The organism is Mycolicibacterium grossiae, from assembly GCF_008329645.1.
Classification (GTDB): domain Bacteria; phylum Actinomycetota; class Actinomycetes; order Mycobacteriales; family Mycobacteriaceae; genus Mycobacterium; species Mycobacterium grossiae.
Window position 1 is genome coordinate 2,776,628 of the sequence record NZ_CP043474.1, and the last position, 13,972, is coordinate 2,790,599.

General features: G+C 71.0%; 13 protein-coding genes. 11 read left to right on the forward strand and 2 right to left on the reverse strand.

Translation table 11 applies throughout. The features are described from left to right. Positions 1-13 precede the first annotated feature (13 nt). The 10 genes from FZ046_RS13290 to lpqB all read left to right on the forward strand — a co-directional run bounded on the left by FZ046_RS13290 (position 14) and on the right by lpqB (position 11,044). Positions 14-1,234, forward strand: a complete 1,221-nt coding sequence (locus FZ046_RS13290) for a sedoheptulose 7-phosphate cyclase (RefSeq protein ID WP_070355336.1) — start codon at positions 14-16, stop codon at positions 1,232-1,234. Continuing rightward, positions 1,227-2,069, forward strand: a complete 843-nt coding sequence (locus FZ046_RS13295) for an O-methyltransferase (RefSeq protein WP_246182992.1) — start codon at positions 1,227-1,229, stop codon at positions 2,067-2,069. Before FZ046_RS13290 ends, FZ046_RS13295 begins: the two co-directional genes overlap by 8 nt. Further along, the gene (locus FZ046_RS13300) at positions 2,066-3,358 is read left to right on the forward strand and encodes an ATP-grasp domain-containing protein (protein ID WP_070355337.1); all 1,293 of its coding nucleotides are present in this window, start codon (positions 2,066-2,068) and stop codon (positions 3,356-3,358) included. The genes FZ046_RS13295 and FZ046_RS13300 overlap by 4 nt, the downstream gene beginning before the upstream one ends. A gap of 1 nt (position 3,359) precedes the next feature. After that, positions 3,360-4,445, forward strand: a complete 1,086-nt coding sequence (locus tag FZ046_RS13305; protein WP_070355338.1) for a D-alanine--D-alanine ligase family protein — start codon at positions 3,360-3,362, stop codon at positions 4,443-4,445. Then, a complete protein-coding gene (locus FZ046_RS13310; RefSeq protein WP_083298482.1) occupies positions 4,427-5,263 on the forward strand; it encodes a TauD/TfdA dioxygenase family protein in 837 nt (278 codons plus the stop codon). Before FZ046_RS13305 ends, FZ046_RS13310 begins: the two co-directional genes overlap by 19 nt. After that, a complete protein-coding gene (locus FZ046_RS13315) occupies positions 5,260-6,117 on the forward strand; it encodes an ANTAR domain-containing protein (RefSeq protein ID WP_125939818.1) in 858 nt (285 codons plus the stop codon). The genes FZ046_RS13310 and FZ046_RS13315 overlap by 4 nt, the downstream gene beginning before the upstream one ends. 108 nt (positions 6,118-6,225) lie before the next feature. Further along, positions 6,226-6,867, forward strand: a complete 642-nt coding sequence (locus FZ046_RS13320; RefSeq protein WP_070355339.1) for a dTMP kinase — start codon at positions 6,226-6,228, stop codon at positions 6,865-6,867. A gap of 58 nt (positions 6,868-6,925) precedes the next feature. Then, positions 6,926-7,612, forward strand: a complete 687-nt coding sequence (mtrA, locus tag FZ046_RS13325) for a two-component system response regulator MtrA (RefSeq protein ID WP_070355340.1) — start codon at positions 6,926-6,928, stop codon at positions 7,610-7,612. 22 nt (positions 7,613-7,634) lie between these two features. Further along, positions 7,635-9,287, forward strand: a complete 1,653-nt coding sequence (gene mtrB / locus FZ046_RS13330) for an MtrAB system histidine kinase MtrB (RefSeq protein WP_070355341.1) — start codon at positions 7,635-7,637, stop codon at positions 9,285-9,287. Further along, positions 9,284-11,044, forward strand: coding sequence for an MtrAB system accessory lipoprotein LpqB (lpqB, locus tag FZ046_RS13335; protein ID WP_070355342.1), 1,761 nt, complete (start codon positions 9,284-9,286; stop codon positions 11,042-11,044). Before mtrB ends, lpqB begins: the two co-directional genes overlap by 4 nt. Before the next feature lie 10 nt (positions 11,045-11,054). On the opposite strand, the gene FZ046_RS13340 is transcribed toward lpqB, so the two are convergent. Together FZ046_RS13340 and FZ046_RS13345 are read right to left on the reverse strand one after the other, a co-directional pair. Beyond that, positions 11,055-11,822: an SDR family NAD(P)-dependent oxidoreductase gene (locus FZ046_RS13340; RefSeq protein WP_070355343.1), complete on the reverse strand. Its 768-nt coding sequence runs from the start codon at positions 11,820-11,822 to the stop codon at positions 11,055-11,057. A 40-nt stretch (positions 11,823-11,862) separates the two neighbouring features. Continuing rightward, a complete protein-coding gene (locus tag FZ046_RS13345) occupies positions 11,863-12,654 on the reverse strand; it encodes an enoyl-CoA hydratase/isomerase family protein (protein ID WP_070355351.1) in 792 nt (263 codons plus the stop codon). 116 nt (positions 12,655-12,770) lie between these two features. Here FZ046_RS13345 and FZ046_RS13350 point away from each other — a divergent pair, with 116 nt between their 5' ends. Beyond that, on the forward strand, positions 12,771-13,916 hold the full coding sequence (locus FZ046_RS13350; RefSeq protein ID WP_070355344.1) for an acyl-CoA dehydrogenase family protein: 1,146 nt from the start codon (positions 12,771-12,773) through the stop codon (positions 13,914-13,916). Positions 13,917-13,972: the final 56 nt, after the last annotated feature.

Consider the following 13,972-nt stretch of genomic DNA (forward strand, 5'->3'; position numbering starts at 1 on the left):
AGGAGAGACTTCCATGAGCAACATGCAGGCCCGAGTGACGGCGGAGGACAAGGCGTTCCACGTCGAGGGCTACGAGAAGATCGAGTACGACCTGGTCTACGTCGACGGCATCTTCTCGCCCGACCGCCCCGAGCTGGCGGAGTGCTACCAGCCCTACGGACGCGTCCTGATGGTCGTCGACGAGACGGTCTACGACATCTACGGCGAGCGCATCCGCGGCTACTTCGATCAGCACGGCATCGCGCTGACGGTGATCCCCGTGCAAATCCGCGAGACCGCGAAGTCGCTGGAGACCTTCGAGCGCATCGTCGGTGAGTTCGACGCCTACGGTCTGGTGCGCACCGAGCCGGTGCTGGTGGTGGGCGGCGGATTGACCACGGACGTGGCTGGTTTCGCGTGCGCGAGCTACCGCCGCAACACCCCCTACATCCGGATCCCGACCACGCTGATCGGCCTCATCGACGCCAGCGTGTCGATCAAGGTCGCGGTGAACCACGGCAAGCACAAGAACCGTCTCGGCGCCTACCACGCGTCGCAGAAGGTGTTCCTCGACTTCTCCTTCCTCGGCACACTGCCCGAGGATCAGGTCCGCAACGGCATGGCCGAGCTGATCAAGATCTCCGTCGTCGGCAACGCCGAGATCTTCGAGATGCTGGAGTCCCACGGCGCCGACCTGTTGGCCACCCGGTTCGGCCACCTGGACGGCACCGACGAACTCCGCGACGTCGCGCACCGGCTCACCTACCAGGCGATCGCCACCATGCTCGAGCTGGAGGCCCCGAACCTGCACGAGATCGACCTGGACCGCGTGATCGCCTTCGGTCACACCTGGAGTCCCACACTGGAACTCACGCCGCCGGCACCGTTCTTCCACGGCCACGCCATCAACATCGACATGGCCCTGTCGACGACGCTGGCCGAGCAGCGCGGACTGCTGTCGGCCGCCGACCGCGACCGCGTGCTGAACGTGATGAGCGCCCTCGGCCTGGCGCTGGACAGCGATTACCTCACCCCGGAGCTGCTGGCCGGAGCCACCGAGGCGATCCTGCGGACTCGCGACGGACTGCTGCGCGCGGCGGTGCCGGATCCGATCGGTCAGTGCCGGTTCCTCAACGACGTCACCGTCGAGGAGTTGGCCGAGACGCTCAACATGCACAAGAAGTTGTGCCTGGACTTCGCCCGCGGTGGTGATGGCGTCGACATGTTCACCCCGGTGACCCCTGCGCATGCCTGACGCCGGCACCCGGCAGGAGATGCTCCCCGCCCCAGCGCGTCCGGTGACGCCGACGACCATCCTGGCCGCCGAACTCACCGACGTGTGCGCCGAACTCGAGGCGTGGGGCGGGGCGCCGTCGGCGCTACTCGACCGGCTGCGCCGGGCGCGCGACCTGGCCGAGGGTCTCGATCCGTACCTCGATCGGTGCACCAGCGGCGAGTCGCCCGCGCTGGCCCGATTGGCGCAACGGACCCGGGACACCGACTGGGTGCGCCGCTCGTCGGGCAGCCTCGAGCAGGAGATGCTGTCCGGCCACGTCGAAGGGCGGGTGCTGAACTTCCTGGTCCGGATGTCCGGGGCCCGGCGGGTACTCGAAGTGGGCATGTTCACCGGCTACTCGGCGCTCGCGATGGCCGAGGCGCTGCCCGAGGGCGGCACCGTGGTGGCGTGCGAGGTGGACGCCGACGTGGCCGCGTTCGCACGGACGTGCTTCGACGACTCGCCGGTGGGCGACCGGATCACCGTCGAGGTGGGCCCGGCGATGGCGACGCTGCACCGGCTGGCCGAGTCGGTCGCGGCCGAGGGGAGCTTCGACTTCGTGTTCATCGACGCCGACAAGGCCGGCTACCTCGGCTACCTCGATCTGCTGCTGGACAGCGCCCTGCTCAGTCCCGGCGCGGTCATCGCCGTGGACAACACGCTGATGCAGGGCCAGCCCTACACCGGGCTGGGCGTCACGACGAACGGCGCCGCCATCGCGACGTTCAACGAGGCTGTGGCAGCCGACGCCCGCGTGGAGCAGGTGCTGGTCCCGCTGCGCGACGGGTTGACGCTCGTCCGGCGGGTGACGTGAGGGCACGCACGCTGGCCGCACTGGCCGGACTGTGCGTCACCGCCCCGATCAACCTCGCCGTGATCGGGGCGGCACTCGTCGCCGGGTCGGCGCGTCCGCCACGGCCGGACCGACGGTCGCCGTCGCGCACGATCCTCGTCAGCGGCGGGAAGATGACGAAGGCGCTGCAGTTGGCGCGGTCGTTCCACGCCGCAGGGCACCGGGTGATCCTGGTGGAATCGGCGAAGTACCGGCTCACCGGGCACCGGTTCTCCCGCGCGGTGGACCGGTTCTACGTGGTCCCCGAACCGACCGCACCGGGGTACGCCGAGGCTTTGCTGGACGTGGCCCGCCGGGAGCGCGTCGACGTGTACGTGCCGGTGTGCAGTCCGGCGGCGAGCGTGCACGACGCCGCGGCGCGCCGGCTGCTCGACGAGGTCTGCGAGGTGGTGCACGGCGACGCCGACACCGTGCGGCTGGTCGACGACAAGACCGAGTTCTGCCGCACCGCAGCCATTCTCGGGCTGCGCGTTCCGGACAGCCACCGGATCACCGACGTCGCGCAGATCGAGGGATTCGACTTCCCCGAGGGGCGCAGTTACATCCTCAAGCGCGTCGCGTACAACCCGGTGGGGCGCATGGACCTCACCCGCTTGAGTCGCGAGACGCCGGAGCGCAACGTGGCGTTCGCGCGGGGACTCGGGATCAGCGCCGACGATCCCTGGATCTTGCAGGAGTTCGTCGAGGGGCAGGAGTACTGCACGCACGGCACGGTGCGCGACGGACGGCTGCAGGTGTACGGGTGCTGCGAATCGTCGGCGTTCCAGATCAACTACGCCCACGTCGACAAGCCCGAAATTCAGGACTGGGTCACGCGATTCGTCGCGGCGCTGCGCCTGACCGGGCAGTACTCGTTCGACTTCATCGAGGCCGCCGACGGTCACGCCTACGCCATCGAGTGCAATCCGCGGACCCACTCGGCGATCACGATGTTCTACGACCATCCCGACGTGGCGGCGGCCTATCTCGAGGACGGGCACCCGATGATCACGCCGACCGCGACGTCGCGGCCGACTTACTGGCTGTACCACGAACTGTGGCGCCTGCTCACCCAGCCGGACCGGCGGCACCGGCTCGGCGTCATCCTGAACGGCACCGACGCCATCCTGACGCGGTGGGATCCGCTGCCGTTCTTCGCCGTTCACCACCTGCAGATGCCCTCGCTGCTCCTGCGCAACCTGCGTCGCGGCACCGGGTGGACGCGGATGGACTTCAACATCGGCAAGCTCGTCGAGCAGGGCGGAGACTGACATGACGGACCCGACTCTCGTGACCGACACGACGGACGCGCCGCGCACCGTGCTGCACCTCATCGGCTCACCGGTCGACGAATTTCACGCGGAGCTGTCCCGGCTGTACGGCGGCGCCTGTCTGCGGGCGCTGCACGACCCGGACCGCTACCGGGCCGTGGTGGCCTACGTCGCGCCCGACGGGTCGTGGCGCTTCGCCCCCGACGTGACGCCCGAGGCGCTCGCGGCTGCCGAGCCCAGGACGGCCGCCGAAGCGATCGCGCACGTGGCGACGCTGGGCGTCGACGTGATGGTGCCGCAGATGTTCTGCCTGCCGGGCATGACGTCCTACCGGTCGCTGTTCGACGTCCTCGGAATCCCGTTCGTGGGCAACACCGCCGAGGTCATGGCGATCGCCGCGGACAAGGCGAGGACGCGGGCCATCGTCGCGGCCGCCGGGGTGCCGGTACCGCCCGGGCGCGTGGTGTTCGACGACGCCGCGGTCGACGTCGACCTGCCGGTCGTGGTCAAGCCGGTCGGCTCGGACAACTCGGTGGGCGTCACGCTGGTCCGCGATCGGCGCGACTATGCCGACGCGGTGCGCCTGGCGTTGGCGGAGGGCGGCGGCGCCCTCGTCGAGTCCTACGTCGAACTGGGCCGGGAAGTGCGGTGCGGCATCGTCGTTCGGGACGGGGAACTGGTGTGCCTGCCCCTGGAGGAGTATGCCGTGGACGCCGACACCAAGCCGATCCGCGGGCGTGACGACAAGCTGGCCCGCAGCACCGACGACGAGCTGTACCTGGTGGCCAAGGATGCCAGCCGCGCCTGGATCGTGCCCACCGACGACCCGGTGACCGAGCGGGTGTGGGAGGTCGCGCGGCGCTGCCACGAGGCTCTGGGCTGCCGGCACTACAGCCTGTTCGACTTCCGCATCGATCCGGACGGGCAGCCGTGGTTCCTGGAGGCCGGACCGTACTGCTCGTTCGCCGACAGCAGCGTCATCGCCGTGATGGCCAGTGCTGCGGGTCTTTCCGTGCGGCGCCTGTTCGCCGACGCGCTGACCGAACTCGACCGCGAAGGGAGCACCTCGTGCACGTCACCGCTCTGAACCCCGTCGGTGCCCACGTGGAGGGCGTCCGCGTCGACGCCCTGGACGCCGAGACCGTGACCGAGCTGAGCGGTCTGCTCGGCGAACACGGCGTGCTGGTCCTTCCGCGCCAGGACGCCGACGACGAGCGGTTCCTGCGATTCCTCCGCAGTTTCGGCGAGTTGATGTTCACCACCGGCGAGACGCCGGTCGACGGCTACCCCGACCTCAACGTCATCAGCAACGTCGGCCGCACCACGCCGCCGCGCTCGACGTTCCACGTCGACACCAGCTACGTCCGAAAGCCGCCCGCCTACACCGCGTTACGCGCGGTCGACGTGCCCTCCAGCGGTGGCCAGACGTTGTTCTCCAACCAGTACCGGGCCTATGAGACGCTGCCGGAGCAGCTGCGGACCGACTTGGCGGACCGCACGATCGAGCACGTGGTCACCGGGCTGGAGTTGACCGAGGACGACGAGACCTCGGCCGAACATCCCGTGTTCCGTGCGCATCCCCTGAGCGGGCGGACGGCGCTCTTCCTGACGACGCCCGCGCGCTGCGCCTCGGTGAGCGGGATGTTAGCGGACGACGCGGAGGCGACCGTGCGCTTCCTGTTCGAGCATTCGACGCGCGAGGACAACGTCACGCGGCACGCCTGGGCGCCGGGCGACGTGGTGATCTGGGACAACCGGTGCGTCATGCACCAGGCCGATCACTCGGGCGTGGTGGGCCGTCGGGTGATGCACCGCGGGATGGTCGCCGACGGCGGGCTGCCGAGCGTTTCGTCAGGTGGTACCGCGGGTACTGAGGCGACGACTTCGACGGAGGGTAGGCAATGACGGAGATCTCGGCGATCGCGAACGGCACCGAGGGCGTGGTGGACGCGTCGACGCTGATCGCGCGGATCAACCTGATCTCGCACGCCACGGTGCGCACGGCCGTCAGCCGCCTGCAGGACGACCACGGCATCACCGATGCCGACACCGCCTTCCGCGCGCTCTACACCGCCGCCAAGCGCTTCGACGTCAAGCTGCGTCACGTGGCTGCAGCGGTGCTCGCGCACGATGAAGACGCCGACGCGGCCGCCGGTGAAGCCGGGACGGCGCCGGCGCTGCCGTTCTCGACGGGGCGGCGGACCGGCGCGGCGAAGCGCTCCGAGGTGCTCGCCGACCTGGCGTCCGCCGCCGCCGAGCTGACCGCGGCGCCCAAGGTCGCCGTGCACCTGCGTCACCAGCTGCACGGCGGGGTGTGCATCGAGAGCCAGCTCGGACTCGGCGAGGGCTACCGCCGGCACTTCAGCTACGTCGACGACGCGGGCTCGGCAGCGGGCCGGGCGATGAGCAGCTGCGGGCTGGTGCGGCTCGACGACGTGGCGACGTCGCCCATCTACACCTATGCCGACGCTGCGGTGCTGGCCTCCGAAGGCGTGCGCGCCGAGCTGGCCGCGGCGATGTGCGATGAGACCGGACGCGAGTGGGGTGCGGTGTCGGTGCTGTTCGACGTCCGGCACCCGCGCATCGACCCGTTCGCCGTCGAGATGCTGCAGGGCCACGCGGATTCGTGCGCCCAGTGGTTGCGCTGGTACGACCAGGCGGTGACCCCGCGCATCGTCGCGGCCGTGCACGACCACGCGCGCAAGGTCGGTGCTGCCGACGCGTCGCCGGTTCCGGCGGCCGCTCCGGCCTCGGCGTAGGCGAGGCGCACCGCGTCGTCGGGGGATACCGCGTCGTCGGAGGATACGGCGTCATCGGGGGATACTGCGTCGTCGGGGATAGCGAGGCGGCCCGCTACGCTCATCGACGTGCTCATCGCCATCGAGGGCGTCGACGGTGCGGGCAAGCGCACCCTGACCGAGGGACTGCGGGCGGCCTTCGCCGCCGAGGGGCGCTCCGTCGGCCAGCTCGCCTTCCCGCGCTACGGGCAATCGGTCCACGCCGACGTCGCCGCCGAGGCGCTGCACGGCGGCCACGGCGACCTCGCCGAATCCGTCTACGCCATGGCCATGCTTTTCGCGCTCGACCGCCGGGGCGCGCGGGAGGACCTCGCCCGGCTCGGCGGTGACTACGACGTCGTCATCCTCGACCGCTACGTGGCGTCCAACGCCGCCTACAGCGCCGCCCGCCTGCACCAGGGTCCTGACGGCGACGTGGTCGAGTGGGTGCGGACGCTGGAATTCGACCGATTCTCGTTGCCCGTGCCGGACTGGCAGGTGCTCCTGGCCGTGCCGACCGAGCTGGCGGCGCAACGCGCCGTTCGCCGCGCGGCCACCGAGGCCGACCGCGCACGCGACGCCTACGAGCGCGACGACGGGTTGCAGCGTCGCACCAACGCGGCGTATGCCGCACTGGCGGAACGTCATTGGTGCGGTCCCTGGCTGACGGCGGGACCCGACGTCGTCGCCGCCGACCTGGCCGCCACCCTGCTGGCCGGGCCCGCCACCTGAATCGTCGCCGCGAAACGCCCGGTGTGGTAACCGGGTATCGACGCATTTCGGTGACACCATGGTCTCCATGAGGCAAAGGATTCTGGTCGTCGACGACGATCCGTCGCTCGCCGAGATGCTGACCATCGTGCTGCGCGGCGAGGGATTCGACACCGCGGTGATCGGCGACGGCAGCCAGGCGCTGACCGCCGTCCGCGAGCTGCGACCGGATCTGGTGCTGCTCGACCTCATGCTGCCCGGCATGAACGGCATCGACGTCTGCCGCGTGCTGCGGGCGGACTCCGGCGTGCCGATCGTCATGCTGACGGCCAAGACCGACACCGTCGACGTGGTGCTCGGCCTCGAATCGGGCGCCGACGACTACGTGATGAAGCCGTTCAAGCAGAAGGAACTCGTCGCCCGCGTGCGCGCCCGGCTGCGCCGCAACGACGACGGCCCGGCCGAGATGCTCTCGATCGCCGACATCGACATCGACGTGCCCGCACACAAGGTGACCCGCGCGGGGGAGCAGATCTCGCTGACCCCCCTCGAGTTCGACCTGCTGGTGGCGTTGGCGCGCAAACCGCGCCAGGTGTTTACTCGGGATGTGCTCCTCGAGCAGGTCTGGGGCTACCGGCACCCCGCGGATACCCGTCTGGTGAACGTGCACGTCCAACGCCTGCGCGCCAAGGTCGAGAAGGATCCGGAGAACCCGCAGGTGGTGCTCACCGTCCGAGGAGTGGGATACAAGGCCGGACCGCCGTGATCCCACCCGCTCGGCGGTCGCCGTGATCTTCGGCTCGCGCCGCATCCGCGGCGGCTGGGGCCAGGGTCCCGTCCTGCGCGGCACCCGTGCGCTGAGCCGTGCACTCGGACACGCGTGGCGCCGCTCGCTGCAACTGCGCGTCGTCACCCTCACCCTCGGTCTCTCCCTGGCCGTCATCCTGGTGCTCGGCTTCGTCCTCACCAGCCAGATCACCGACCGCATCCTCGACGTCAAGGTCCGCGCCGCGACCGAGGAGATCGACCGTGCGCGCACCACCGTCAGCGGCATCGTCGGCGGTGAGGAGTCCCGCTCGCTCGACAGCAGCCTGCAGCTCGCCCGCAACACGTTGATCGACCGGAAGGCCGACACCGGACCGGGGTTGGCCGGCGCGTTCGACGCGGTCCTCGTGGTGCCCGGCGACGGGCCGCGCGCCGCGACGGCCGCCGGACCGATCGGCCAGGTGCCCGACAGCCTGCGCGAATTCGTCAAGGCCGGGCAGGTGAGCTACCAGTACGCCACGGTGCGCACCGACGGCTTCACCGGGCCGGCGCTCGTCGTCGGCAGCCCCACCTCGTCGTCGGTCACCAACCTCGAGCTGTACCTGATCTTCCCGTTGAACAACGAGGAGTCGACGATCGCGCTGGTGCGCGGCACCATGGCCACCGGCGGCATCGTGCTGCTCGGCCTGCTGGCCGCCATCGCGCTGCTGGTGGCCCGCCAGATCGTGCTGCCGGTGCGGTCGGCGTCGCGGATCGCCGAGCGGTTCGCCGAGGGACACCTCACCGAGCGCATGCCGGTGCGCGGCGAGGACGACATGGCCCGCCTCGCCGTCTCCTTCAACGACATGGCCGAGAGCCTGTCCCGCCAGATCACCCAGCTCGAGGAGTTCGGCAACCTGCAGCGCCGGTTCACCTCCGACGTCAGCCACGAACTGCGCACCCCGCTGACCACCGTGCGCATGGCGGCCGACCTGATCCACGACCACAGCGACGACCTCGAGCCCGCGCTGCGGCGCTCGACCGAACTGATGGTCAGCGAGCTGGACCGGTTCGAGTCGCTGCTCAGCGACCTGCTCGAGATCTCCCGGCACGACGCCGGCGTCGCCGAGCTGTCCGTCGAGTCGGTGGACCTGCGCGCCACCGTCGAGAGCGCGCTCGAGAACGTCGGACACCTGGCCAAGGACGCCGACGTCGACCTCATCGTCGACCTGCCCGGCGACCAGGTGATCGCCGAGGTCGACCCGCGCCGCGTCGAGCGCATCCTGCGCAACCTCATCGCCAATGCCATCGACCACGCCGAGCACAAGCCGGTGCGCATCCGGATGGCCGCCGACGTCGACACCGTCGCCGTCACCGTGCGCGACTACGGCGTCGGACTGCGCCCCGGCGAGGAGAAGCTGGTGTTCAGCCGGTTCTGGCGCTCCGACCCGTCGCGCGTGCGGCGCTCCGGCGGCACGGGTCTGGGCCTGGCGATCAGCATCGAGGACGCCCGCCTGCACCAGGGCCGACTCGAGGCGTGGGGCGAACCGGGCAAGGGCGCCTGCTTCCGCCTGACGCTGCCGCTGGTGCGCGGCCACAAGGTCACCGCCAGCCCGCTACCGCTCAAGCCCGCCGGGCCCGACCGGCCGCCGCGCCGCCCGGCACGCGAGACGCAGTCGGCGGGGAAGCGGACGTGACGCGCGCGCTGGCCGTCCTCGCGGCACTCGCCCTGGTGTTCACCGGCTGCGCGGGCGTACCGAACTCCTCGGCTCCGCAGGCCATCGGCACCGTGGAACGGCCCGCGCCGCCGAGCCTGCCCACCCCGTCACCCGCGATGGATCCCGACGTCCTGCTGCGCGAGTTCCTCAAGGCCACCGCCGACCCCGCCAACCGTCACCTCGCCGCCCGCCAGTTCCTCACCGAAGCGGCGTCGAGTGCCTGGGACGACGCGGGCAGCGCGCTGCTGATCGACCGCGTCGTCTTCGTCGAAACCCGTGGGCCCGACCGCGTCACCGTCACGATGAAGGCGGACATCCTCGGTTCGCTGTCCGACATGGGCGTGTTCGAGACCGGTGAGGGCGCGCTGCCCGACCCGGGTCCCATCGAGCTGGTGAAGACCCCGGGCGGCTGGCGCATCGACAAGCTGCCCAACGGGGTGTTCCTGGACTGGCAGCAGTTCCAGGCCACCTACAAGCGGCACACCCTCTACTTCGTCGATCCCACCGGCAAGACCGTGGTGCCCGACCCGCGCTACGTCGCGGTGAGCGACCCGGACCTGCTGGCCACCGAACTGGTCACCAAGCTGGTGGCCGGGCCGCGCCCGGAGATGGACAAGACGGTCCGCAACCTGCTCGGCCCGCCGCTGCGCCTGCGGGGCCCGGTGACCCGGGCCGATGGCGGCAAGACCGGCGTGGGCCGGGGCTACGGCGGTGCGCGGGTCGACCTCGAGCGCCTCGACACCACCGACCCGCACAGCCGCCAACTGCTGGCCGCGCAAGTGATTTGGACGCTGTCGCGGTCGGGGATCAACGGCCCCTACGTCCTCGACGCCGATGGCGCCGCCCTCGACGACCGCTTCGCCGAGGGGTGGAACACCACCGACGTCGCCGCCACCGACCCGGGCGCCGATCCCGGTGCCGCCGCGGGCCTGCACGCGCTGCTCGGCGGGTCGATGGTGTCCCTCGACGGGCAGCGCGCCCCGCGGGTGCAGGGCTCCTTCGGCGACATCCGCGACCAGACGTCGGCCACGCTGTCCCGCACCGGCCAGGACGTCGCAACGGTGGTGACGCTGCGCCCCGGTGCCCCCGACGTGGCGTCCTCGCTGTGGGTCGGCCCCATGGGAGGCGACGCCGCCCAGGCGATCGACGGCCGCACGCTGACCCGCCCGAGCTGGGCGCTGGACAACGCGATCTGGGTGGTGGTCGACGGCAGCAACGTCGTGCGCGTCATCCAGGAGCCGGCGTCCGGACAGCCCGCCCGGATCCCGGTCGACGCCGGCGCCGTCGCCACCCGCTTCCCGGGGCCGATCACCGAATTGCAGCTGTCGCGCGACGGCAGCCGCGCCGCGATGGTCATCAACGGTCAGGTCATCCTCGCCGGCGTGGAGCAGACCCAGGGCGGGCAGTTCGCGCTGACCCATCCGCGACGCCTCGGCTTCGGGCTCGGCGACACCGCGGTCAGCCTGGCCTGGCGCACCGGCGACGACATCGTGGTGACCCGTACCGATCCGCAGCACCCGGTGTCCTACGTGAACCTCGACGGCGTGAACTCCGACGGCCCGAGCCGCAACCTGCTGATGCCGGTGGCCACGGTCGCCGCCAACCCGTCGACGGTGTACGTCGCCGATCAGCGCGGCGTGCTGCAGCTCGCGGGGTCGGCGGCCGAGGACGACCTCGCCTGGGCCGAGGTGCGGCCGTTGATGGCCGCCGGCGCAACGCCGGTACTGCCGGGCTGACGGCCTGCCGTCAGGCCGTGCCCATCAGCGCGTGCACGTGCCCGAGCACGTCGGGGTAGCGCTTCATGTGCGCGCCGCCGTTGACGTCGAGGACCTCGCCGGTGATCCAGGACGCCCGCTCCGAACACAGGAACACCACTGCCTCGGCGATGTCCTCCGGCGTGCCGGCCCGCCCCAGCGCGGTGTTCTCCACGTACTCCTCGACCACTCCGGGCACCATCGCGGCGCCCTCCGTCAGCGGGGTGTGCACGAAGCCGGGGGCGACGGCGTTGACCCGGATGCCCCGGGCGGCCAGTTCCAGCGCCGCCACCTGGGTGAGCATCGACAGGCCCGCCTTCGCCGAACAGTAGGCGCTCATCCCGACGGCCGGCTGGCGGCCGTTGAGCGACGAGATCCACAGCAGCGCACCGCCGTTGCGCAGTGTGCGGCCGGCGTACTTGGCCACGATCAGCGAGCCGGTGAGGCACACGTCCACCACCGCGCGGAACTGGTCGACCGGCATGTCGACGATGGGGCTCATGTTGGAGAAGCCCGCGGTGGTGACGACGACGTCGAGCGGACCGGCCGCCTCGAAGAGCGCGGCCACCGAATCCTCGTCGGTGACGTCGACCCCCGCCGCGGTGTGCGGGTCACCGAGTTGCGCGGCGCGCGCGGCGGCGCCGTCGGCGTCGAGGTCGGCCAGCAGGACGCGGCAGCCGTCTGCGGCCAGCGCCCGCGCCGACGCCCAGCCGATGCCCGAGGCGCCGCCGATCACCAGCGCCGTACGCGGATCCGTCACCGTGCCTCCCGCCCGAGTCGATCCGCTCACCCTAGACCGCTCAGCGGCCGGTGTAGGTCGCCTTTCCCGGGCCGACGTCGAGGAAGCTGCGCACCGCGCCGCGCAGGTCCTCGGTGCCGAACAGGGCGCCGGACACCTCGGCGGTCACGGCGTCGGCGTGCGCGACGCCGCCCGACCGCCAGGCCGCGACGATGGTCTTCGTCGCCGCGTGCGCCCGGGTGGGTCCGTCGGCGAGCCGCTCGGTGAGCGCACGGGCCGCGGCGTCCACGTCGTCGTGCACCGCGTTCACCACACCCCACTCGGCGAGCGTCGCCGCGTCGTACAGGTCGCCGGTCATCACCAGCTCGCGTGCCCTCCCGGAGCCGGCGCGCTCGGCGAGCCGCTGCGGCCCGCCCATGGACGGGGTCAGCCCGACGACGGTCTCGACGAGGCCGAACTTCGCGCGCGGCCCCGCGAGGATGAGGTCGCAGGCCAGCGCGATCTCGAACGCGGCGGTGAGGGTCAGCCCGTGCGCGGCGAACACCACCGGGCACGGCAGCGCCTCCAGCGGACCGATGATCCCGTCGAACAGCCGCCGCCAGAGGTCGGCGCCCTCCTGCTCGGTCAGGCCGTCGAAGACGTGCACGTCGACGCCGGCCGAGTTGACCTTGCCTTCGGCGCGCAGCAGCAGCGCCCGCGGCGGCTGAGCCGTCAACTCGCGCAGCCGGGCGGTGAGCGCGTCGAACATCGACTGGTCGAAGAGGTTGAGCGGGCCGTGCGCGAACGTCAGGACGGCGACGTCGGCACCGCCGGCGGTGGTCGAGCGCTCGAGCGAGAGGGGTTCACCGGACACGTCGGTCAGCGTGCCACACGCCGCCCCGGCCACCAGCGGCGCAGCCCGCGCCGCGAACCCGGCTACTCGTCGGTAGCTAAGCTCGACGTGGAGAGCCGCCGCAGGAGGAGTCAGCCATGAAGCGCACGTTGTACGACGACGACCACGACGCGTTCCGCGAGTCGGTCCGCGAGTTCGTCCTCCGGACCATCGAGCCCGCCGAAGAGAAGATGATCGAGCAGCGCTTCGTCGACCGGGACAGCTGGCTCGAGGCGGGCCGCAACGGCTTCCTCGGCCTGGAGGTGCCCGAGGAGTACGGCGGCAGCGAGGCCGGCGACTACCGTTTCAACGCCATCTTCAACGAGGAACTCGCCCGCTCCAGCGCCGCGGTGGCCTCGGCGTTCTCGATCCAGTTCGACATCGTCGCGCCGTACCTGGTGAAGCTGAGCACCGAGGAGCAGCGCAAGGAGTACCTGCCGAGGTTCTGCTCCGGCGAGCTGATCACGGCGATCGCCATGACCGAGCCGTCCGGCGGGTCGGACCTCGCGGCGCTGAAGACCACGGCGGTGCGCGACGGTGACGACTACGTCATCAACGGGTCGAAGACCTTCATCACCAACGGGACGCAGGCCGACCTGATCATCGTGGCCACCCGCACCTCACCGGAGAAGAAGGCCAGGGGCATCACCCTGTTCGCCGTCGAGGCGACCGACGAGGGCTTCTCCCGCGGCCGCAAGCTCGACAAGGTGGGCCAGCCCGAGGCCGACACCGCCGAGCTGTTCTTCGAGGACCTGCGCGTGCCGTCGTCGCGGATGATCGGCGAGCTGGACGGCGGATTCATTCACATGATGCAGCTGCTGCCGCAGGAGCGGATCAGTGGCGCCGTGCAGAACCTGGCCCACGCCCGCCGCAACCTCGACGACACCATCGCCTACTCCCAGGAGCGCAAGGCATTCGGCCAGCAGATCGGGTCGCTGCAGTACAACAAGTTCCTGCTCGCCGAGCTGGTCACCAAGCTCGACGTCGCCCAGGCGTTCATCGACAACTGCGTGGTGGCGCACACCCACGGCGAGCTGTCGGCCATCGACGCCGCGAAGGCGAAGTGGTGGAGTTCGCAGGTGCAGAACGAGGTCCTCGACCACTGCGTGCAGCTGCACGGCGGCTACGGCTACATGAACGAGTACCGCGTGGCCCGGGCCTGGAAGGACGCCCGCGTGACGAAGATCTGGGCCGGCTCGAACGAGATCATGAAGGAACTGATCGGGCGCGACCTCGGCCTCTGACCGGGCCGGGTTGTCGGTCTTCGCGCCTCCCGCGCGGATGTCGGACCCCGCGCCCA